The organism is Erythrobacter sp. SN6-5 (assembly GCF_057364945.1).
Genome location: NZ_CP200282.1, coordinates 629,653 through 649,469, shown reverse-complemented (window position 1 = coordinate 649,469; position 19,817 = coordinate 629,653). Strand labels below are relative to the sequence as shown.

Sequence of the window (19,817 nt, the reverse complement as noted above, 5' to 3'; positions counted from 1 at the left end):
CCAATCGACCTACAGCGGGTTGCCATCCTGATCGCGGTAAATCTCGCGCCGACCGACATGGTTTGCCGGGCCGACCAGACCTTCGCTCTCCATCCGCTCGATCCATTTCGCTGCCGTGTTGTAGCCGACGCCCATTTGCCGTTGCAGCCAGGAACCGCTGGCCTTTTGCGCTTCAAACACTGCCTGGCAGGCCTGGCGATACTTGCGCTCGGCCGGATCGTCGCTGGCGGTCATCTCGTCTTCAAAGGCAAATCCGCCGCCGTCTTCCGGCTCCTCGGTGACCGCATCGACATAGTCAGGCTTGCCCTGAGCGCGCCAGAAGTCAGCCACCGCTTCAACTTCTTCGTCCGAGACAAACGGACCGTGGACCCGGATCATCGCGCCGGTGTTTGGCTTATAAAGCATGTCGCCTTTGCCCAGCAGTTGCTCTGCGCCTTGCTCGCCCAGAATGGTGCGGCTGTCGATGCGGCTGGTGACCTTAAAGCTGATGCGGGTCGGCAAGTTGGCTTTGATCACGCCGGTGATAACGTCGACCGATGGGCGCTGGGTCGCCATGATCAGGTGGATACCGGCCGCGCGCGATTTCTGGCTCAGGCGCTGGATCAGAACCTCGATCTCTTTGCCGACGGTGACCATCAAGTCGGCTAGCTCGTCGACGATCAGCACGATCAGCGGCAATGGTTCATAATCGAGCTGCTCTTCTTCATACAGCTCTTCACCGGTTTCTGGATCAAATCCGGTCTGCACGCGGCGGCCCAGCGGCGTGCCCTTGGCCGCAGCCGCGCTGACCTTCTCGTTGAAATTGCCGATATTGCGCGAGTTGACCGAGGACATCATGCGATAACGCCGCTCCATCTCCTCAACCGCCCATTTGAGCGCCCGCACGCTCTTGTGCGGCTCTGTCACCACGGGTGAGAGCAGGTGCGGAATGTCGTCGTAGCTCGCCAGCTCCAGCACCTTAGGATCGATTAGGATCATGCGGCATTCCGCTGCGGCGTGAAGCGGTAGAGCAGCGATAGCAGAATACAGTTGAGACCAACCGATTTACCAGAGCCGGTGGTGCCTGCGACGAGCAAATGCGGCATCGCTGCAAGATCGGCGATGATCGGCTCACCGGCGATGTCCTTGCCCAGAATCATCGGCAATGCGCCCTTGCTTTCGGCAAAGTCCGCGCAGGCAGCAAGCTCTTTCAGCATCACCATTTGCCGGTCTGCATTCGGCAGCTCAATGCCCATTACGGTCTTACCCGGGATCGGCGAGACGCGGGCTGAAATGGCCGACATGTTGCGCGCGATATCTTCGGCCAGGCCAACCACCCGGCTGGCCTTGATGCCCGGCGCAGGCTCCAGCTCGTACATGGTGACGACGGGACCAGTGCGAACGGCAGTGATCTCGCCCTTCACATTGAAATCGTCGAGCACGTTTTCCAGCAGGCGCGCATTGCGTTCCAGCGCCAGCTTGTCGAGCCTGGGCGCGAAGTCCTCTGGCGGCGGGGTGAGGAGATCTAGGCTGGGTAGATCATAGGTCGCGAACATATCGCGCTGCTTTGTTTTGGCCATGGCCGCGCGTTTTGGCGGGGCAGACGGATCGGTGATCTCCGGGGCGCGGCGCGGGGATGGCTCAATGACCGGCTCGGCCTTGTCCTTACCCTTGGCTTTGGCCTTTTTAGGCTCACTGGACAGCTTGGGCAGCGACAGGTCAGGCCCATCGGGCAGGCCCCCAAAGCCGGGCACGCGCGCTAGCAATTTGCCGCGTACAAAGTCTGGCAGCGTCAGCAGCGCCCGCCAATCAATCGCGAAGATACGCGTGAGCAGCGCTACACCGGCGGCGAGTGAAGCGAGCGCTAGACCCAGGATGACCCAACCTTGTGCACCTTCGCCGAACCTTCCAGCCACTGCCTCGATGGCGGAGGCTCCAAGCAAGCCCGAAACGCCGCCCAATTGTGCGGGCAAAGTGCCGCCCGTCCCGTCAAAGGCGAGCGACAGCACAGTGGATAGCAGGACCATTGCGATCAGCAGCAGGCCAGTGGGCAGCCACCAGCGCGTGGTCTCTTCTTCATCGCCGTTTTCAACATCGAGCCACAATTTGCGCGCCGAGATATAGAGCAGCGGCAAGAGCAGAATCGCGGTCAGGCCAAATGCGAATAGAACCCGGTCGGCCGCCCATGCGCCCCAGACACCCATCCAATTGCTGACTTCGTTGGCCGCGGCGGCGGTTGAGGGGCTGGGATCGGTTTGGGTGTAGCTGGCGAGTGAGAGCGAGAGAAAGCCGAGCGTCCCGATCAGCGCGGCCGCGCCTGTCATCTGCGCAAAGCGGCGCATCGACCGGCGGAAAGCTGCCCGCCAGTCTGGATTGGCTTTTCTGGTGTTGATGGCCCGTGTCGCCATGTTCTCGCGTCCTTTGAATTGGTCACCCAAGAATCGCAGAGCGAGGACTCGGGGTCAAGCCAAGAGCGATAGTACGGTGAAACTGGCTGGTTTGGATACACGCACTGCACCCTTTCACTCGGATGTTTTCCGAAGCTGATCCAGGTGGCAGGGTGGAGGGTGCGGGCGGTAACGGTCCTCTTACAGATAGCTCAAGAAAGCCCGTCGATTGCGGCCCAGCGCACAGAATGATTGTGCCACGCTAGCCGCTTTGCACGCTGAGCATTCATCCCTCCCAATGCGATGACAGGCGCATGGGAATACAGGCTAAGGCTCTGAAAACGAGCAGTTCCCAGCACTTTGTCGCCGGGATGAGAGCGGGTTGGGAACACCGGTGAGAGTAGCACAGCATCCGCGCCAAAGCGGTTCGCAAGGCCAATTTCACGCAGGTCATGTGCGGTGGCGAGATGCAGCATGTCTGAGCGGCGCGGGGTCAAAGATCGGACCGGACCGTAAATGCCATCTGCGCCCCATTCCCGCGCGGTCAGCGCGCTATCGGCTAAAATGACCACATGTCCGCGCGCCTTGGCAACCTTGCGCAGCGCGCGAAATCGCTCCCACCGAGCCGGGTCGCCTAAATGATAATGGCGATAGATAAACCCGCTGCCGCGCGGCGATGCGCGCAAGGTCTGCTCCAGCCCAGCATCATTGCGCGCATCAGAGATGAGCCACAAATTGGGCAAGCTCAGCAGCGATGGTCTGGTGTGACGCCATGGCTCCGCTATAGCGCGGGCAAAGGACAAGACGATATGGAAATAGCTCAGACACCGCTTGGCGAAGTGCAGGCCAAAATTGCCAAGATGTGCAAGATTGCGCGGCGTGAAGCCCAGGATGTCACCCTGATCGCAGTCAGCAAAACCCATCCGGCAGAGCGGATTGTGCCGCTGCTGGAGGAGGGGCAGCGTGTGTTTGGCGAAAACCGCGTGCAAGAGGCGCAGGATAAATGGCCCGCACTGCGCGCGCAATATCCCGATGTGGAGCTGCATCTGATCGGGCAATTGCAGTCCAACAAGGCGGAGGATGCGGTGGAGCTGTTCGACTGTATCCATGGGCTTGATCGGGCAAGCCTGCTGAAAGCTCTGGCCAAGGCGATGGACAAGACGGGCAGAAAGGTGCCGTGTTTTATCCAGGTCAATATTGGCGCGGAAGAGCAAAAGGGAGGCTGCGCTATTGTTGATCTACCGGATTTGCTGGCCAAAGTGCGCGAGGCGGGCATTCCGGTCGCAGGTCTGATGTGCCTGCCGCCTGCCGATATTGAGCCTGCGCCGTTTTTTGCGTTGCTCCATAAGATTGCACAGGACAATGGCCTTGCGGGCCTCTCCATGGGGATGAGCGGCGATTATGAGACGGCGGTCCAGCTGGGCGCGACGCATGTGCGGGTAGGCACGGCCCTGTTCGGTGCGCGTGGATGAGCGACCTTATGCCACATGAGCGTGCAGGTCTGGAGGCCTTCATTGCGCGTTGGCGTGAGCCACTAGAGACGCATGCTCGAACGGTGTTTCATTGGGATAGCTTTGAAGAGAGTTTTGATCCGCCGCAGCAAGTTGCTGACGAATACATAAAGAAATTTGGCTTTGGGCCAATCGGCTACAATTGGGAGCTGCTCGACGCCGCTCGAGGTTCTAGGGGAGCCAGGTCTGCGCTCAACGTCATGGCCGATGCGCTAGCGCATGACATGGTTATGTCTAGCAGCGAGTGGTTGGGAAAAGCGAGAGCACACACCTGCGCTACTGACTTTATTAACGCGTTTAGGCCAGCGCGACTGACCGTTTTAAGCAATCGTTTTGATGGACTTTGGAACCCGATCTCAGATGCGGTTTTTGAATGGGCGTTTGTTGGTTTTGATGACCGTAAAATTGCGTTTCTGCTAGTGATGGCAGACGATTAGCTTGGTTTGAATCGGCCGTAGCAACCCTCAAACCTTCTCCAACTGGCGCTGCTTCTCGTCGCTTGCTGCCTCTAGCAGAGCGCTGTGAATTTCATTCAACCGCTCTGCCGCCTTGACCTTCGCACCGGTCAAATCAGTCACATAGAACGTATCCACCACCCGCTCCCCATAGGCGGTGATATGGGCCGAATGGACGATCAGGTTCGACTGATAGAGCGCATGGGCCAAGCGGTTGAGCAAAGCCGGACGATCGCGCGCAGTCACCTCTATCAGGGTGAAGCGGCCAGAGGCTTCGTTGTCGAAATTGACCCGCGGAGCGACGGAAAACGCCTTTGACTGGCGGTGCGGCAGGGGGCGTGCGGCCAGCTTCGGCACCAAAGATGTCTTGCCTGTCAGCGCGTCTGTGATCGCTGTCTTCAGGCGCGCAATTTGTGTGTCTTCGCTGAACGGCTGGCCATGTTGATCCTGAACCAGGAAATTATCGACGGCATAACCGCTCTTCGCGGTGTGAATGCGGGCATCAATAATGTTTGCACCGGCCAGATGGATGCCGCCAGCAATACGGTAAAACAGGCCCGCATCATCGGCCGCGATCACACTGACGAGGGTTGCGCCGCGCTGTTCATAGACTTCGCAATGGATCGAGAGATGGTCTTCAACTTTGCGGGCTACATCATATTGAACCAGGTTCAGCGCGATGATGTCCACCGGTTCAGCGATCCAATAGGCATCGCTCAGCAGATCGCCGACTTCCTCGACCAATGCCGATTTCTCGCCCAGCAATTCGCCCGCCGCTGCTTTCTTGGCAGCAACGCGTTCCTTGCGGCCATGCCGCATATGGCCAAGCCGGAGGCGCTCTTGCGCTCCGTCAAACAATTCGCCCAGCAGCTGACCTTTCCAGCTGTTCCAGGTGCCGGGGCCAACCGCGCGAATGTCGACTGCGGTCAGGATCGCCAGATTGCGCAGACGCTCCAGGCTTTGCACCTCCGCCACGAAGGTTTCGATGGTCTGCGGGTCAGTGAGGTCACGCTTTTGCGCGGTGGAGCTCATCAGCAGATGTTGCAGCACCAGCCACGCGACCAACTCTGTCTCTTCTTCGTCCAGGCCAAAGCGCGGGCACAGCTCTTCGGCGACTTCTGCACCTAGAACCGAATGATCGCCGCCTCTTCCCTTGGCAATGTCATGCAGTAGCACCGCGACATACAGCGCGCGGCGCGATTTGAGCTTGTGAATGATCCGCGTGGCGCGCGGGTGGTCGTCCTTCAGCTCGCCCTTTTCGATCTTGTTGAGCAGGCCAATCGCGCGGATCGTATGTTCGTCGACGGTATAGTGGTGATACATGTCGAACTGCATCTGAGCGTTTACGCGGCCAAAATCGGGGACGAATCGGCCAAAAACGCCTGCCTCATTCATCCAGCGCAATGCCGTTTCAGGATCATTGCGGCCCCCAAGCAGCGATAGGAACAGAGCATTGGCGCGCTTATCCCGGCGGACTGCGCGGTTGATCAGGCGGCTGTCACGGTCGGCCTGGCGCATGGTTTCGGGATGAACCTCAAGACCCTCCGCTTCCGCCAGTTGGAACAGTTCAATCAGGCGGACCGGATCATCGCGGAACCATTTGTTGGTCGGGGCCTTAATCTTGCCGCCAAACACTGTGTAGCCTTTGAGCGTACGAGATTTTTGACCCCAGCCTGCAAAAAAGCCGCTGGAGGCGCGTTTCTTTGCGAACTTCTGATCCAGGTGAGCCAGGAACACGCCGGTCAGGCTGCCCACCCGTTTCGCCTGCAGGAAATAGAACTGCATGAAGCGTTCAACGGCGCTCTTGCCTGGCCGATCGGCAAAATTCATTCGCTCTGCTACCTGCCGCTGCAGGTCAAAGGTCAATCGATCTTCAGCTCTGTCGGTAAGATCGTGCATGTGACATCGCACTGCGAGCAAGAATCCTTCTGCGCGGCGGAAACTGCGATATTCTTGGCTGGTCAGCAGGCCGACATCGACCAGATCGGCGGCGTTGCGGGCGCGGTGAATATATTTGCCGATCCAATACAATGTTTGCAGATCGCGCAGGCCGCCTTTGCCCTCTTTTATGTTCGGCTCCACGACATAGCGGCTGTTGCCCATCCGCTTGTGCCGCTCGTTGCGCTCGTCGAGCTTTTGGGTGAGGAATTGCCGCTCGCTGCCGCTGACTACTTCGCTCCAGAAACGGGAGCTGAGCTGGTCATAGAGCGGCTGGTCGCCCCAGATGAAGCGCCCTTCGAGCAGAGCGGTGCGGATCGTCAGATCCTCCTGGGCCATGCTCATCGTGTCGGCAATGGTGCGGCTGGAATGTCCGACCTTGAGGCCCAAATCCCACATCAGATAGAGGATCGCCTCAATCACCTGCTCGCACCAGGGCGCGCGCTTCATCGGGGTGATAAAGGCGATGTCGACATCGGAATGCGGCGCCATTTCCGCGCGGCCATAACCGCCGACCGCCAGGATTGAGAGGCGTTCCGCAGTGGTGCGGTTGGCGACGGGATAGACATGGCTGGTTACGTAATCGTGGATCACCCGCACCAATTGATCGACCAGAAAGGCATGGCCCGCGACGCATTCATGTCCGGCAGAGGGCTTTTGTTTTAGCCGTTCAGAGAGTTCCGCGCGGCCCGCGTCCAAGGCGCTGCGCAGCGTCTCGACAATCTGAGTGCGCCCATCGGCTCCGCGCTCCTCAGCGAGAGCAGTGACCTGCTCTGCCAGAGCACGGCGATCGATGATCGCGCGCTGCCGAGGCACGCGCGGCGTTTTCGCAGGGCCGGGCACAGCCGTCATGCTTTATGCAGCGTGCCCGGCGCCCTCATGCTTGTTCCATTTGCGCGGTGAATTGCTCGCGCAGGCTCTTCTTGTCGATCTTCTGCGTGCCGAGGCGCGGCAGCGCTTCGGTTGAGACGAAGATATGCTCTTCCAATGGTACCTTGAACGGCGCAATCCGGTCGAGCAGAAACTCACGCAACTGCGCCTGGTTCATCGCCGCCGCACTGTCTTTCACGCGGAAAATCGCTGCTGGCACTTCGCCCATGCGCTCATCCGGCAGGCCGAAAACAGAGCATTCCGCGATGTCTGCATGTGCATAGATCGCATCTTCCACTTCGATGCAGGTGATGTTCTCACCGCCGCGAATGATGATGTCTTTCTTGCGGTCGACGATGAAGAGATAACCGTCTTCATCGAGATAACCGAGGTCACCGGTGCGGAAGAACTGATTGTCGGTGAAAGCGGCGGCGGTTGCCTCGTCATTGTTCCAATAGCCACGGAAATTCGCGACCGAGCGGATGCAGACCTCGCCAACATCGCCCTGAGCCAGCTCATCGCCGTCATCATTGAGGATGCGCAGATCAACCAGTGGCAGGCTGGCTTTGCCGGTCGATCCTGGCTTCGCTATGTAATTTTCGTTGAAATTGCCGCAGCCCACCGCATTGGTTTCAGTCAGGCCATAGCCGAGCAGCGGGAAGCCTTCTGGGAAGGCTTCTTTGATTTTATTGACGTGTTCAACCGGGCGGGGCGCCCCGCCAGCGGCAAAGCTCTTACAAGCGGAAAGATCGTAGCTGCTGCGGTTTGGATGGGTCGCCATCTCATAGCTCATCAGCGGAACGCCAACGAAATAGGTTACGTTTTCTGCCTCCATCAGGCGCAGCGCTTCTTCTGCGTCCCATTTCGGCATCAGCACCAGCTTGCGGCTAATCGCATAGGATTGGAGGAATAGCGGAATTTCGCCGGTTACATGGAAAAGCGGCACAGCGATCAGCGCGCATGGCTGGTCAGTGAGTTCCTGACCTTGGCTTTCCAGCAACAGCTTGGCCATCGCACTTTGCGCTACATAGTTCATTGTACCGCTGACCACGCCGAGGTGATCGGACCATGCGCCTTTCGACTGGCCGGTCGATCCAGAGGTGTAGAGAATGGTCGCCAGGTCATCTGCGCCCAACTGGCCGAGCATCGCCATGGCGGTCTGCCCCTCAGCCCAAGTCGCCTTGAGCCCCTGCGATGGCGCGCAGTCGTGCTCCATCATGATCAGCTTGGCGTTGTGATCACTGCCTTCCAGACGTTTTGCCCGGCCCGCATCAACCACCACCGCTTTGCATTCAGCCAAGCGAATACCGTAGGCGAGCTCATCACCCGACCAGAAACCGTTGAGCAAGGTCGCGCAGCCGCCAGCCATGATGATGCCCATATAGGCGATCATCCAATTGGCCGAATTGCGCGCCGCGATCCCGATCCGGTCGCCTTTCTGCACGTCATGCTGGGTCGCTAGACCGTGGGCAACATGGGTCGCCGCATGCCAGCATTCGCCAAAGGTCATGCGCAGATCGCCGTCGACCAAAAATTCGACATCTTTGTGCTCGTTGCAGAAATGCGCGAAATAATGCGCCAAAGTTGGCGGCGCGCCCAGAAATGCGGGCATTTCTACCCCGCCACGTTCAACCTGTTTGGTGACAAATGGCTGACCTTCTTTGGTCAACTCTCCGATGATCGCCTCAAGTGCAGTGTCCAGCTGTGTGGGCATGCGAATCTCTCTCCTTATCTTTTTATTCTTTTTAGGTGAGCGCCAGCGTGCGGCAAGCGCAAACCGACGCCCGTTTTCCTCTTACTTGTAATGCGCACCGATAACGGAGGGTTCCCCCGGGCCATTCGCTGTGCCAAAAGCCGCGCATCAAGGACGCGTCAAAGGCGCTTTGACGTCTCATTTGCGTGAATAAGAGGTTCGCTTCGTGCTGTCATTACTCGCCGCCAGCGGCGCCGCCGACCCAATCTATTGGGCAGAGCTTGGATTTACGCCGGGCATTGATCTAGGCTTCTTCACCTTGCGATATTATTCGCTGGCCTATCTGCTGGGCGTTATTTTTGCTTATTGGCACGTGTCCAAAATGCTCAAACAGCCCGGCGCGCCGATGGCTCAGCGGCACGCCGATGATCTGTTTTTCTATTGCACACTTGGCGTGATCTTGGGTGGGCGATTGGGCTACGCCATGTTCTATCAGCCTGAACTGTTTACCGATTTCAGCGGAGATGGCTTTGTCAGCTGGAAGCTGCTGAGGCTGTGGGACGGCGGCATGAGCTTCCACGGCGGCCTTCTCGGTGTGCTCACGGCGATGGTTTGGGTCTCTTGGTCTGGTAAGCTCGATTTCGTGCGGGTCGCCGACTATGTTTGCACCACCGTACCGATGGGTATGTTCCTGGGACGGCTGGCCAATTTCAACAATGGTGAGTTGTGGGGCCGCCCGACGGATGTTGCCTGGGGTATGATCTTTCCCGGCGGAGGCGAAGTCGCTCGCCATCCCAGCCAACTCTACCAAGCGGGGCTCGAAGGCCTGCTGCTGCTCATTATTTTGTTGCTGCTGTTCTGGAAAACCGGCGCGCGCTATCGCCGCGGGCTGCTCTCGGGCGTGTTCCTGCTCGGCATTGGCAGCGCACGCTTTATCAATGAATTCTTCCGCGAGCCCGATGCTCAGCTGGCCTACCGGGTCACTGAGACCGGCCTTAGCCAGGGTCAATGGTTGACCATTCCAATTATCCTGATCGGTCTGGCCGTAACGGCGTATGCAGTCATGAAAAAGCCTGTCGGCACCGGCGGGAGCGCGTCGGCCTCCGCATGAGTGAGCGCGCCACTGGCGAGCTGACGGCCATGTTTCGCCGGTTGATCCGAGAGACTGGGCCGATCAGCCTGCCGCAATTCATGGGTGAGAGCAACGCGCGCTATTACACCAGCCGCGATCCGCTGGGCAGTGGCGGTGATTTTATCACTGCGCCTGAAATCAGCCAGATGTTCGGTGAGCTGATCGGCCTGTGGCTGGCGGATCTGTGGTCGCAAATGGGCTCACCAGAGCATGTCCATTATGTCGAGCTTGGCCCAGGACGCGGCACACTGGCTAGTGATGCTCTGCGCACGGCGGCGCGTTTCGGGCTTAAGCCTCAAGTGCATTTTGTTGAGGGGTCGGAAAGCCTGCGCGCCGTTCAACGCGGCGCCATGTCTGGCGCTACGCATCACGATGATGTTGGCAGCCTGCCTGATGATGCGCCGATCCTACTGGTGGCGAATGAATTTTTCGATGCGCTGCCGATCCGCCAATTGCTGCGCACGCCCGGCGGCTGGCGCGAACGGATGATCGGGTTGGAGGGCGACGACCTCGTCTTCGTTGCCGGTGACAAGCCGATGGATGCCGCCGTCCCGGAGCAGTGGCGCGGTGCCGCTGAAGGCACATTGATCGAGACTTGTCCTGCCGCCGCGAGCGTTATGGCCGAGATTGCCGAGCGGCTCACAGGTCAAGGCGGCGCGGCGCTGGTGGTGGATTATGGCGCGGCGAAACTCATTCCCGGCTCAACCCTGCAAGCGATCCGTGCGCATCAAAAGGTCGATGTCTTTGCCACGCCGGGTGAGGCAGACCTGACCGCGCATGTCGATTTTGGCCAGCTAAGCGAGACGGCGGAGCAGCACGGTGCGAATGTCATGGGGTTGACCACGCAGGGGCAATGGCTGAGCGCGCTCGGGATCGATGCGCGGCTGGAGGCATTGCAGCGGCAATCGCCAGAAAATGCGGCCAAGCTTCAACGACAAAGAGACCGGCTGGTGGAGGCCGGGCAAATGGGTGAGCTGTTCAAGGTCATAGGCCTGTCGGGCGGCGGCTGGCCCAAGCATGGCGCCGGCTTTTGAGCGGGTTGTAACCACTGGCGCTCCGCCTGCGAATGCTCTTTTATAACCGTGCCTATAATTTTGGAGAATATGATGCAGCTGCGCTTTGCTATCGTCGCCCCCGTTCTGGCTGCCATCGCGGCGACTGCCAGCCCGGCCTACGCCGCTGATCCGATCTCGGGGCGCTGGGTTACGGAAGATAAAGATGCGGTCGTTTCTATTGGCAAATGCGGTGCAACCACCTGCGGCAGGATCGCACGTTTTCTTATCACTCCGCCTGATGGGGCCGATCAGCGTGATATTTACAATCCTGACAAAGCAAAGCGGAACCGCAAGCTGCTGGGCCTGCCAATCCTGACCAGTTTCAAACAAGATGGCGATGTTTGGCGCGGACGCATTTACGATCCAAATGATGGCAAAAGCTATCGTTCAGTCTTGCGCCGCAAAAGCGCGAACGTCTTGGAAGTGAAGGGATGTATCGGCCCATTTTGCCAAACACAGCTGTGGCGTAAAGCGCGCTAGTCTAAGCCTAGTTCAACGGCCAATTGCTCAGCCGCCTCTTTCGGGCTGAGCTTATCCTCTTGCCGGTCGACGGCGAAGTTCGCCTCGCGCATGGCATCGACGCTGATGGCTCCGATCAACGGTTCAAGCACCGCCAGAAGCGCCGCATCATTCGCCCGGCGCGGCGAAATCATCAGCATCGCATCATAGCTGGGCAAAGCCTCGCGTGGGTCGTCCAGCACCACGAGCCGGTCCGCCGCAATGCGCCCGTCGGAGGTGTAGGCGCTGATCACATCGGCCTCGCCAGAGGTCAGTGCATTGTACATGAAGGTTGGCGAGAAATTGCGCGTTTGGCCAAAGCGCATGCCATAGGCATCGCGCACCGCGATCCATTCTGGGCGTTCGAAGAATTCGGGATCGCCGCCAACCGTTAGCTGAGGGGCGACACGGACCAAATCCTCCAGCGAGGTGAGGCCCAATTCCGCTGCGCGATCTTCGCGCATGGCGAAGGCATAGGCGTTCTCAAACCCCAGCCGCCCGAGCACGAGCACGCCGTTCTCCTCCGCCTCCCAGTCCTTGATGGTCTGGTACATCGCCTCGCGCCCTGGATTGTCGGTGCGTTTCAAATTGTTGGTCCAGATCGTGCCGGTGTAATCGACCGAGATATCGATCGCTGAGCTGGTGACCGCATTGTGCACCACGGCCGAGCCCAGGCCGTCGCGGTATTCAACTGCATAGCCCGCCGCCTCCAGCCGCGATCCGATCAATTGCGCGAGGATGTATTGCTCGGAGAATTGCTTCGACGCGATGATGATCATGTCTTCCTTTGTCCCGCCGAATTGCACGCTGAGCGCTGCGACAATACCAGCGGCAACCGCGATCAGCCCGCTGCCCCACATGACTTTCGATCGGCGGGCAAGGCCGCGCTCGATCAGGCCAAGCAAATTGTCCGCGATCAGCGCCAGAGCCGCGCTGGCAAAACAGCCTGCCAGCACCAGCGCCCAGTTCTGCGTTTGCAGCCCGGCAAAGATCGGATCGCCCAGACTGGGCTGGCCAATCGTGGTGGAGAGCGTGGCCGCGCCAATGGTCCATACACTGGCGGTGCGAATGCCGGCCATGATGAAGGGTGCGGATAGCGGGGCCTCGACCATGCGCAATTTCTGCCAGCTGGTCATGCCGACGCCGTCGGCCGCCTCCAGCACGCCGGGATCGAGATTGGCCTGTGCGGTCACGGCATTGCGCAGGATCGGCAGCAGCGCATAGAGCGCGAGCGCGAGCAGCGCAGGTAGGAAGCCAAGCGTGGGTAGGCCTTCGCCAAATACGGCGCGTAAGGAAAGCAGGATTGGGAAGAACAGTGCGAGCAATGCCAACGCCGGGATGGTCTGAACGAGGCTCGCAAAGCCCAATGCGACCCGTGCGACAGGGCGCGAGCGGCTGGCCCAGACTGCGAGCGGCAGAGCAACCGCAATGCCAAGGCCAATCGCGCTGGCCGCTAGCACGATATGCGCAGTCAGCTTGTCGCCAAGGCCAAAGAGTATGTCGAGAAATTCGCTCACTTTGGCTCGCTCGCCTCCATCGCTGCGAGCTTTTCCGCTTGCTGGCGCGGCACCGCGACGAGGCCTTGCGCGGTGTCTCCGCCTTTGCCCGCAAGTAGGGCGCGCGGCGTTTCATCGGCAACAATCGCGCCGGTCTCCATTACCAGCACCCGGTCCGCCAGCAGCAGAGCCTCGGCCATATCGTGGGTCACCATGATGGTGGTGAGGCCGAGGCGCTTATGCAGCTCTCTGACCGTTTCGCCCAGGGCATCGCGCGTGATCGGATCGAGCGCGCCAAACGGCTCATCCATCAGCAGCAATTCCGGCTCAATCGCTAGCGCACGGGCGACGCCGACCCGCTGGCGCTGACCGCCAGACAGCTCGTCCGGCATTCTATTCGCCATTGCGCCTTCCAGTTCCACCAGTTCGAGCAGCTGCGTGATGCGCTGTGCGTCCAAAGTCTCACCCGCGAGGCGCGGACCGATTGCGATGTTCTCTCCCACGCGCAGATGTGGGAACAGGCCGATCCCTTGAAAGACATAGCCGATCCGGCGGCGCAGAGCCGCTGGCGGCTGAGCGGTGACATTATCGCCCGCGAATAGCACTTTGCTTAGCGCTCGGCACTTCCAAAGTGTTGACCATTTTGAGGAGCGTCGATTTGCCAGATCCGGATGCCCCGACCAAAGCGACGAAGCTGCCCTTGGCGATCTCGAGGTCAACTGAACCCACCGCGATCACATCGCCGTATTGGCGACTGGCGCCCTCAAATTTCAGCAAGGTAGGTGAGGTGATGGCTTAACCCTCACCCTCGCCTTCGGCATTGTCCGCCACGTCGTTATCTTGGGCAGGGACTGCTGGCGCGATATAGGTCACGCGTCTCAGCTCAATCGCTCGGCCCGTCCCATCGACGGTGCGCATGTTGCCTTCATCATCCACCGCGCCGGTTGACCAGCATTCTCCGCGCACTTGCTCGCCCGCAGGGATCAGGCACAGCCGCGCATCCTCGCGCCGTTCCCAACTGCCCTGCTGCACGGGATCGCCATTGCGAAAATCGCGGTACGTGCCATCGGGGTCAAAGAATGTGGTGTAGACCGCGCCGTCTGTTCCAATTGCGACCCAGCCGGTTTTCGCCATTGGCGCATCGTTGGATACTGCAGTCGGTGCGGAGCTATTGCTCGGTGTTTCAGAGGCCGTATCTGCACCATCAGAGCTGCTGTCCTCCGCTGGTGCGCAGGCGGCGAGCGTGAAAGACAGGCCGCCGACGAAAAGGCTGAATGTGCGTGATCGTAAGAGCATGGCAAGGAGCCTACTGGGTTAGGCGCTCTCGCGGAACACTTATTGTGATGATCAGGCCGCTTTTCTGCCAGTCCTGGGTCATGGAGCCGCCCAATTGATGATCGATGGCCATGCTGATCAAGCGCGAGCCAAAGCCGGTTTCCTGCGGCTCGGCAGTTTTAGGTCCGCCAATTTCGCTCCATGTGATTGTGACATCATTGCCAGTTTGTCTGATATCAATCGCCACCCGGCCTGCGGGAACGCTAAGCGCGCCATATTTGGCGGCATTGGTTGCCAGCTCGTGGAATATCAGTGCCAGAGGTGTCGCCGCGCCCCCTCCAAAGTCGACATTATCGCCGGCAATGCTGACGACATCAGAGCTGTCCGCGCCGTATGGGGCCATCAATACGCGCAACAAATCGGCCAGCGTTTCGCCGCGGCTTCCGCTGACCGGCATGGCGAATTCCTGTGCCCGGGCGAGCGCGCGAAGATTGGTGTTGAGTTCTTCGGCGAATTTCTGATTGGCATCATCCCCGCGCGACCGCAGTGAGATCAGTCCGGTGATCACCGAAAAGATGTTCTTGATCCGGTGCGCCAGCTCGCCCGCAAGTAACTCGCGCTCTTGCGACATCCGGTAACGATCGTCGATGTCGGTCAGCGTGCCAAACCAGCGCGCAGTGGCCGGATCATCGGTCGACGGAACTGCGCGCGAGATGACATAGCGGTAAGAGCCATCGGCCTGGCGCAGGCGCCACTCATCGGCAAATTCGCTGGCGGTCGCCATGGCCTTTTGGAACTTAGCCAAGGACGCTTCGAAGTCGTCAGGGTGAATGAATGCGCGCCAATCATCCACGCCGCTGGGCGGCGCGCCTCCGGTTACCTCTGTGAAACGCGCGTTGAAATTGTCAAACACTGGGCCGGGCGCAGCCGACCAGGCGATATCGGGCACGCCGTCGAGGATGAACTGCACGCGCTCTGCGCTTTCCTTAAGCTCAAAGACGGCCAGATGCGCCTGCCGGTGCGCCTCTAAGCGTCGCTTTACCGCGTCGGCCAGCACGATCAGTCCGCCGCGCTGCAACTCTGACAGACCTTGCGAGCGTGCGTCCGTGTCGGTCACGCATAGGGCGCCCATCGGCGCGCCTTCGGACGAGATCAGCGGTGCCCCCACATAATAGCGTAGGTGCGAGGCCTCACGCACCAAAGCATAGTCCTGGAACCGCGCGTCATGGGCTGCATCGAGCACTTCCAGCAGATCATCGCCGAGCATGGTTTGTGCGCAAAAACTGGTCGAACGCGGGGTTTCGGTTATGTCCAGCCCTTCACTGGCGATAAAGCGCTGCCGCTCTTCCTCGACCAGGCTGACCGATGCCGACGGAGCGTCGCATAATTTCGCGGCAAACTTGACCAAACGCACCAATTCCGGATCGCCGCTCACACCGTCCAGATCGAAGCTCGCCAGCACGCGTAGTCGGCTGCGCTCTTCGCAAAACTCCTTTGCGGGAGACTGGTCAGATGGCCAGGGGGGCGAGTCCAAAAGTGTCAGGGAACAGGTCCTTTCAGGCCTCACATACAGTAATCACGTCTGAGCTCAAATTGAGGTTCAGCACCGAGGGAAGCGTGCTTAGAGAGTTTGCGCTTAGGCCGCGCAATGATATGGCGAGTGGAACATATTATTTCACGCAAGGTAATGAAAAATGCGCGCCACCCCAGACTTTGATTTTCAGCTCGGCGAAGCGGCCGAGATGATCCGCGACAGCGTTGGCCGTTTTGCCGATGAGCAGATCATGCCGCTGGCAGAAAAGGCCGACCGCGAAGACTGGTTCCCGCGCGAATTGTGGCAGCTAATGGGTGAGCTGGGCCTGCACGGGTTGACCGTCGATGAAGCCGATGGCGGACTTGGGCTCGGATATCTGGAGCATGTTATCGCGGTTGAGGAAGTCAGCCGAGCGTCGGCCAGCGTTGGCCTGTCTTACGGCGCGCATTCCAACCTGTGCATCAATCAGATCCGCCGGTGGGGCAATGAAGAGCAAAAGGCGAAATATCTGCCCGGATTGATCAGCGGCGAGCATGTCGGATCGCTGGCGATGAGCGAAGCGAGCGCTGGGTCGGACGTGGTCTCAATGAAGCTGAAGGCTGAAGCTGTTCAGGGCGGATATGTGCTCAATGGCACCAAGTTCTGGATCACCAATGCACCAGAGGCGGACACTTTGGTGGTCTATGCTAAAACCGACGGCAATGCGGGCTCGCGCGGGATCACAGCCTTTCTGATCGAAAAGGGTGATGCAGGTTTCTCCATCGGTCAGAAGATCGACAAGGTCGGCATGCGCGGTTCACCCACGTCAGAGCTGGTTTTTGACGATTGTCATATTCCAGAAGACCGCGTGATGGGGCCGGTGAACGGCGGCGTCGGCGTGCTGATGAGCGGGCTGGATTACGAGCGCGTGGTGCTCGCTGGGCTTCAGCTAGGCATTATGCAGGCCTGCCTCGATTGCGTCATTCCCTATCTTCGCGAGCGCAAGCAGTTTGGCAAGCCAATCGGCAGCTTCCAATTGATGCAGGCCAAGGTTGCCGACATGTATGTCGCACTGCAATCGGCGCGGAGCTACACCTATGCCGTGGCCAAGGCGTGCGATGGCGATCAGACCACCCGGTTTGATGCCGCGGGCGTGATCCTGCTAGCGAGTGAAAATGCGTTCCGCGTGGCGGCTGAAAGCGTGCAAGCGCTGGGCGGAGCGGGCTACACCAAGGATTGGCCGGTGGAGCGCTATATGCGCGATGCGAAGCTGCTCGATATCGGCGCTGGCACGAACGAAATTCGCCGGATGCTGATCGGGCGCGAACTGATTGGGGCGGCTGGGTGAATCCAATCAATACAATTTGGTAAAAGCGGAGAGTGCTATGTCTAAAAAATTCTTAGTATCAGCTATTTGCAGCCTCGGAATACTACAGGTGTCAACGGGCCTTGCAGCACAGCCTGCTTCGCTTGATCCCTCACAAAGTGCCAGAGTCGCGCAGCTTGCTAGTGCGGGAGATTGCCAGAAGATCATGGCGCAAATTGTCGAGCATGAAAAACAGATCGCAGCAATTGATGCCAGAGATGAGGTGAGTGGTTCTGGGGGACACCCACAAACAGTGCGCGCTATCTGGATGAACAGTCGATGGCTCGCGATAAACTCAGGAATAATGTTGTTGAATGCCAAAGGCTGCCCAATGCCTAGCTTGGCTTCCTGAACCGTCTGATTTTACCGAAGCGGCGATGGAATGTGCCCGTATACGTTCTAATCGACGGAAACCAGACCCACGCTGTGATCAATCCCAATGGAGGCGCTCTGCTCAATGACCGCACCCACTCTCACATCCAAGCTCGATATGGAAAGCCCTGAGGCGAAAGTGCGGGCGGAGCGCAATCGCGGGCTTGCAACCGATCTACGCGAATACGTGGCAAAGGCCGCGCTTGGCGGGTCAGAACGCAGCCGAGAGCGGCATGTGTCGCGCAGCAAATTCCGCGATGCGGGCAGCACAGCGGAATCGATCATTGTAAAGGGCTTGGGGGACGACGCTTGATCGGAACGTCAATCTGGCTGTTGCTGTCGGCCGCGGTGATGGCGATCACTGCGATTTTGCACTCGACCGGCGGGGTGAACTCGGTGCTTGGTCCCATGCTTGAAGGCGGCAACCCGCATCCTGACATGGAAATCGCTCCCATCCTTCTGCGCTATCTGTGGCACGCGCTGTCCGCCTTTATGATCTTGAGCGCCGCCGCCGTGGCCTGGCCAGACACACCGCGCGGACTGGTGGTGCTGATTGGATTGTTCTGGATCGCCCTGGGTCTAGCGGATATTGCGACCTCTCATTTCAAACACCCCGGCTGGATACCCATGGCGGTTGCCGGAATTCTCGCCCTGATCGGAGCTTGCAGATGACCGCCCCTGTGTTGACGTCAAAAATCGACTGCGATGCGCCAGAGGCGAAGGCGCGCGCCGCTCATAACCGGGCGCTGGCGAGCGATCTGCGTGCGAGCGTTGCGCAGGCTGCCCTGGGCGGATCAGAGCGCAGCCGAGAGCGCCATGTGTCGCGCGGCAAATTGCTGCCAAGGGAACGGGTTGAACGCCTGCTCGATCCCGGTTCGCCATTCCTTGAGATCGGCCAGCTCGCCGCCAATGGTCTTTACGATACCGATATTCCCGGCGCCGGCATGATCGCGGGGATTGGCCGCGTGTCGGGCCGTCAGGTGATGATCGTGTGCAATGACGCGACCGTGAAGGGTGGCACCTATTATCCGATGACAGTCAAAAAGCACCTTCGTGCGCAGGAAATCGCGCAGGAGAACCGCCTGCCGTGTATCTATTTGGTCGATAGCGGCGGGGCCAACCTGCCGCATCAGGCCGAGGTCTTTCCAGACCGCGATCACTTTGGCCGGATATTCTTCAACCAGGCCAACATGAGCGCGTCTGGCATTCCGCAAATCGCCTGCGTCATGGGCAGCTGCACCGCAGGCGGCGCCTATGTACCGGCGATGTCGGACGAGACGGTGATTGTGCGAGAGCAGGGCACGATCTTCCTCGCAGGTCCACCGCTGGTGAAGGCGGCGACGGGCGAAGAAATCACCGCCGAAGATCTGGGCGGCGGCGATTTGCATGCCAAGAAATCCGGCGTGGTCGATCATCTGGCCGAAAATGATGAGCACGCGCTGACGATTGTGCGCGACATCATCTCGCACCTTGGCGAAAACACAGGAGCCGCAAGCGATATTGCGAGCAAAGACCCGCGCCCGCCAAAGTTCGACGCGGACGAGCTTTACTCTGTCGTGCCGGATGATGTGCGCGCGCCCTATGATGTGAAAGAGATCATCGCACGGCTGGTCGATGGCAGCGAGTTTCACGAGTTCAAAGCGCATTACGGCAGCACTTTGGTGTGCGGGTTTGCGCATATCTGGGGCACGCCGGTCGCGATCCTGGCCAACAACGGTGTGCTGTTTTCCGAAAGCGCGCAAAAGGGCGCGCACTTTATCGAGCTGGCGCAGCAACGCCGCATTCCGTTGTTGTTCCTGCAGAATATTTCCGGCTTTATGGTCGGCGGCAAATATGAAGCGGAGGGCATCGCCAAGCATGGCGCGAAGCTGGTGACGGCAGTTGCGACAGCGACCGTGCCCAAGATCACCGTGGTGATCGGTGGGTCTTTCGGTGCTGGCAATTACGGCATGTGCGGGCGGGCATACTCTCCGCGTTTCCTGTTCACCTGGCCAAATGCGCGGGTCAGCGTGATGGGCGGAGAGCAGGCTGCGTCGGTGCTCGCCACGGTTCACCGCGATGCTGACAAATGGTCCGACGATGAAGCCGAGGCGTTCAAGGCCCCGATCCGCCAGAAATATGAGGATGAGGGCAATCCCTACTACGCGACCGCGCGCCTGTGGGATGATGGGGTAATCGACCCCGCTCAGACCCGCGACGTTCTGGGTCTAGCCTTCGCCGCGACGCTCGAAGCGCCGATTCCAGAGCGCCCAAGCTTTGGTGTGTTCAGGATGTGAT

Annotated in this window: 16 protein-coding genes and 2 pseudogenes; 10 read left to right on the top strand and 8 right to left on the bottom strand. The window is 59.6% G+C overall.

Translation table 11 applies throughout. The features are described from left to right. Positions 1-9 precede the first annotated feature (9 nt). Together AC0V6Z_RS03170 and AC0V6Z_RS03165 are read right to left on the bottom strand one after the other, a co-directional pair. A pseudogene (locus AC0V6Z_RS03170) lies at positions 10-2,387 on the bottom strand (FtsK/SpoIIIE family DNA translocase). Between the two features lie 191 nt (positions 2,388-2,578). After that, positions 2,579-3,100, bottom strand: coding sequence for a thiamine phosphate synthase (locus AC0V6Z_RS03165; protein ID WP_472639951.1), 522 nt, complete (start codon positions 3,098-3,100; stop codon positions 2,579-2,581). A gap of 75 nt (positions 3,101-3,175) precedes the next feature. Here AC0V6Z_RS03165 and AC0V6Z_RS03160 point away from each other — a divergent pair, with 75 nt between their 5' ends. Both AC0V6Z_RS03160 and AC0V6Z_RS03155 read left to right on the top strand, forming a co-directional pair. Next, entirely contained in the window at positions 3,176-3,838 is a 663-nt protein-coding gene (locus tag AC0V6Z_RS03160) for a YggS family pyridoxal phosphate-dependent enzyme (protein ID WP_472639950.1), read from the top strand. Next, entirely contained in the window at positions 3,835-4,314 is a 480-nt protein-coding gene (locus AC0V6Z_RS03155; RefSeq protein WP_472639949.1) for a hypothetical protein, read from the top strand. Before AC0V6Z_RS03160 ends, AC0V6Z_RS03155 begins: the two co-directional genes overlap by 4 nt. Before the next feature lie 27 nt (positions 4,315-4,341). Here the strand turns inward: AC0V6Z_RS03155 and AC0V6Z_RS03150 are convergent, their stop codons facing one another. Together AC0V6Z_RS03150 and AC0V6Z_RS03145 are read right to left on the bottom strand one after the other, a co-directional pair. Then, positions 4,342-7,113: a [protein-PII] uridylyltransferase gene (locus AC0V6Z_RS03150; RefSeq protein WP_472639948.1), complete on the bottom strand. Its 2,772-nt coding sequence runs from the start codon at positions 7,111-7,113 to the stop codon at positions 4,342-4,344. Positions 7,114-7,147: 34 nt separating this feature from the next. Beyond that, a complete protein-coding gene (locus tag AC0V6Z_RS03145; RefSeq protein ID WP_472639947.1) occupies positions 7,148-8,854 on the bottom strand; it encodes a class I adenylate-forming enzyme family protein in 1,707 nt (568 codons plus the stop codon). A 205-nt stretch (positions 8,855-9,059) separates the two neighbouring features. On the opposite strand from AC0V6Z_RS03145, the gene lgt reads away from it, so the two are divergent. The 3 genes from lgt (at position 9,060) to AC0V6Z_RS03130 (ending at position 11,500) form a co-directional block, all read left to right on the top strand. Beyond that, the gene (gene lgt / locus AC0V6Z_RS03140; protein ID WP_472639946.1) at positions 9,060-9,944 is read left to right on the top strand and encodes a prolipoprotein diacylglyceryl transferase; all 885 of its coding nucleotides are present in this window, start codon (positions 9,060-9,062) and stop codon (positions 9,942-9,944) included. Next, the gene (locus AC0V6Z_RS03135; protein ID WP_472639945.1) at positions 9,941-10,999 is read left to right on the top strand and encodes a class I SAM-dependent methyltransferase; all 1,059 of its coding nucleotides are present in this window, start codon (positions 9,941-9,943) and stop codon (positions 10,997-10,999) included. The genes lgt and AC0V6Z_RS03135 overlap by 4 nt, the downstream gene beginning before the upstream one ends. Before the next feature lie 69 nt (positions 11,000-11,068). Next, entirely contained in the window at positions 11,069-11,500 is a 432-nt protein-coding gene (locus tag AC0V6Z_RS03130; RefSeq protein ID WP_486176432.1) for a DUF2147 domain-containing protein, read from the top strand. Here AC0V6Z_RS03130 and AC0V6Z_RS03125 read toward each other — a convergent pair. From AC0V6Z_RS03125 to AC0V6Z_RS03110, 4 genes and pseudogenes are all read right to left on the bottom strand, one after another. Then, a complete protein-coding gene (locus AC0V6Z_RS03125) occupies positions 11,497-13,035 on the bottom strand; it encodes a glycine betaine ABC transporter substrate-binding protein (protein ID WP_472639943.1) in 1,539 nt (512 codons plus the stop codon). The two genes, AC0V6Z_RS03130 and AC0V6Z_RS03125, sit on opposite strands and share 4 nt — an antisense overlap. Continuing rightward, a pseudogene (locus AC0V6Z_RS03120) lies at positions 13,032-13,806 on the bottom strand (ATP-binding cassette domain-containing protein). The gene AC0V6Z_RS03125 and the pseudogene AC0V6Z_RS03120 overlap by 4 nt, the downstream one beginning before the upstream one ends. Positions 13,807-13,809: 3 nt before the next feature. After that, positions 13,810-14,310 carry a hypothetical protein gene (locus AC0V6Z_RS03115; RefSeq protein WP_472639942.1) on the bottom strand — a complete coding sequence of 167 codons (501 nt, stop codon included), beginning with the start codon at positions 14,308-14,310 and terminating at the stop codon, positions 13,810-13,812. A 10-nt stretch (positions 14,311-14,320) separates the two neighbouring features. Further along, entirely contained in the window at positions 14,321-15,751 is a 1,431-nt protein-coding gene (locus AC0V6Z_RS03110) for an HWE histidine kinase domain-containing protein (RefSeq protein ID WP_472639941.1), read from the bottom strand. A 232-nt stretch (positions 15,752-15,983) separates the two neighbouring features. Between AC0V6Z_RS03110 and AC0V6Z_RS03105 the strand changes: the two genes are divergently transcribed. The 5 genes from AC0V6Z_RS03105 to AC0V6Z_RS03085 all read left to right on the top strand — a co-directional run bounded on the left by AC0V6Z_RS03105 (position 15,984) and on the right by AC0V6Z_RS03085 (position 19,816). Then, positions 15,984-17,150 carry an isovaleryl-CoA dehydrogenase gene (locus tag AC0V6Z_RS03105; RefSeq protein WP_472639940.1) on the top strand — a complete coding sequence of 389 codons (1,167 nt, stop codon included), beginning with the start codon at positions 15,984-15,986 and terminating at the stop codon, positions 17,148-17,150. Positions 17,151-17,187: 37 nt separating this feature from the next. Next, on the top strand, positions 17,188-17,520 hold the full coding sequence (locus AC0V6Z_RS03100) for a hypothetical protein (RefSeq protein ID WP_472639939.1): 333 nt from the start codon (positions 17,188-17,190) through the stop codon (positions 17,518-17,520). Between the two features lie 105 nt (positions 17,521-17,625). Beyond that, positions 17,626-17,853: a hypothetical protein gene (locus AC0V6Z_RS03095; protein WP_472639938.1), complete on the top strand. Its 228-nt coding sequence runs from the start codon at positions 17,626-17,628 to the stop codon at positions 17,851-17,853. Next, the gene (locus AC0V6Z_RS03090; RefSeq protein ID WP_472639937.1) at positions 17,850-18,212 is read left to right on the top strand and encodes a hypothetical protein; all 363 of its coding nucleotides are present in this window, start codon (positions 17,850-17,852) and stop codon (positions 18,210-18,212) included. The genes AC0V6Z_RS03095 and AC0V6Z_RS03090 overlap by 4 nt, the downstream gene beginning before the upstream one ends. Next, positions 18,209-19,816 (top strand): carboxyl transferase domain-containing protein, encoded by a 1,608-nt coding sequence (locus AC0V6Z_RS03085; RefSeq protein WP_472639936.1) that lies wholly within the window; start codon positions 18,209-18,211, stop codon positions 19,814-19,816. The genes AC0V6Z_RS03090 and AC0V6Z_RS03085 overlap by 4 nt, the downstream gene beginning before the upstream one ends. Position 19,817 lies beyond the last annotated feature (1 nt).

Bases quoted from the DNA above. Each gene is read 5' to 3' on its own strand.
- AC0V6Z_RS03105 (WP_472639940.1), top strand. From the start codon at position 15,984: ATGCGCGCCACCCCAGACTTTGATTTTCAGCTCGGCGAAGCGGCCGAG.
- AC0V6Z_RS03145 (WP_472639947.1), bottom strand. From the start codon at position 8,854: ATGCCCACACAGCTGGACACTGCACTTGAGGCGATCATCGGAGAGTTG.
- AC0V6Z_RS03160 (WP_472639950.1), top strand. From the start codon at position 3,176: ATGGAAATAGCTCAGACACCGCTTGGCGAAGTGCAGGCCAAAATTGCC.
- AC0V6Z_RS03095 (WP_472639938.1), top strand. From the start codon at position 17,626: ATGACCGCACCCACTCTCACATCCAAGCTCGATATGGAAAGCCCTGAG.
- AC0V6Z_RS03100 (WP_472639939.1), top strand. From the start codon at position 17,188: ATGTCTAAAAAATTCTTAGTATCAGCTATTTGCAGCCTCGGAATACTA.
- AC0V6Z_RS03130 (WP_486176432.1), top strand. From the start codon at position 11,069: ATGATGCAGCTGCGCTTTGCTATCGTCGCCCCCGTTCTGGCTGCCATC.
- AC0V6Z_RS03155 (WP_472639949.1), top strand. From the start codon at position 3,835: ATGAGCGACCTTATGCCACATGAGCGTGCAGGTCTGGAGGCCTTCATT.
- AC0V6Z_RS03085 (WP_472639936.1), top strand. From the start codon at position 18,209: ATGACCGCCCCTGTGTTGACGTCAAAAATCGACTGCGATGCGCCAGAG.
- AC0V6Z_RS03135 (WP_472639945.1), top strand. From the start codon at position 9,941: ATGAGTGAGCGCGCCACTGGCGAGCTGACGGCCATGTTTCGCCGGTTG.
- AC0V6Z_RS03115 (WP_472639942.1), bottom strand. From the start codon at position 14,310: ATGCTCTTACGATCACGCACATTCAGCCTTTTCGTCGGCGGCCTGTCT.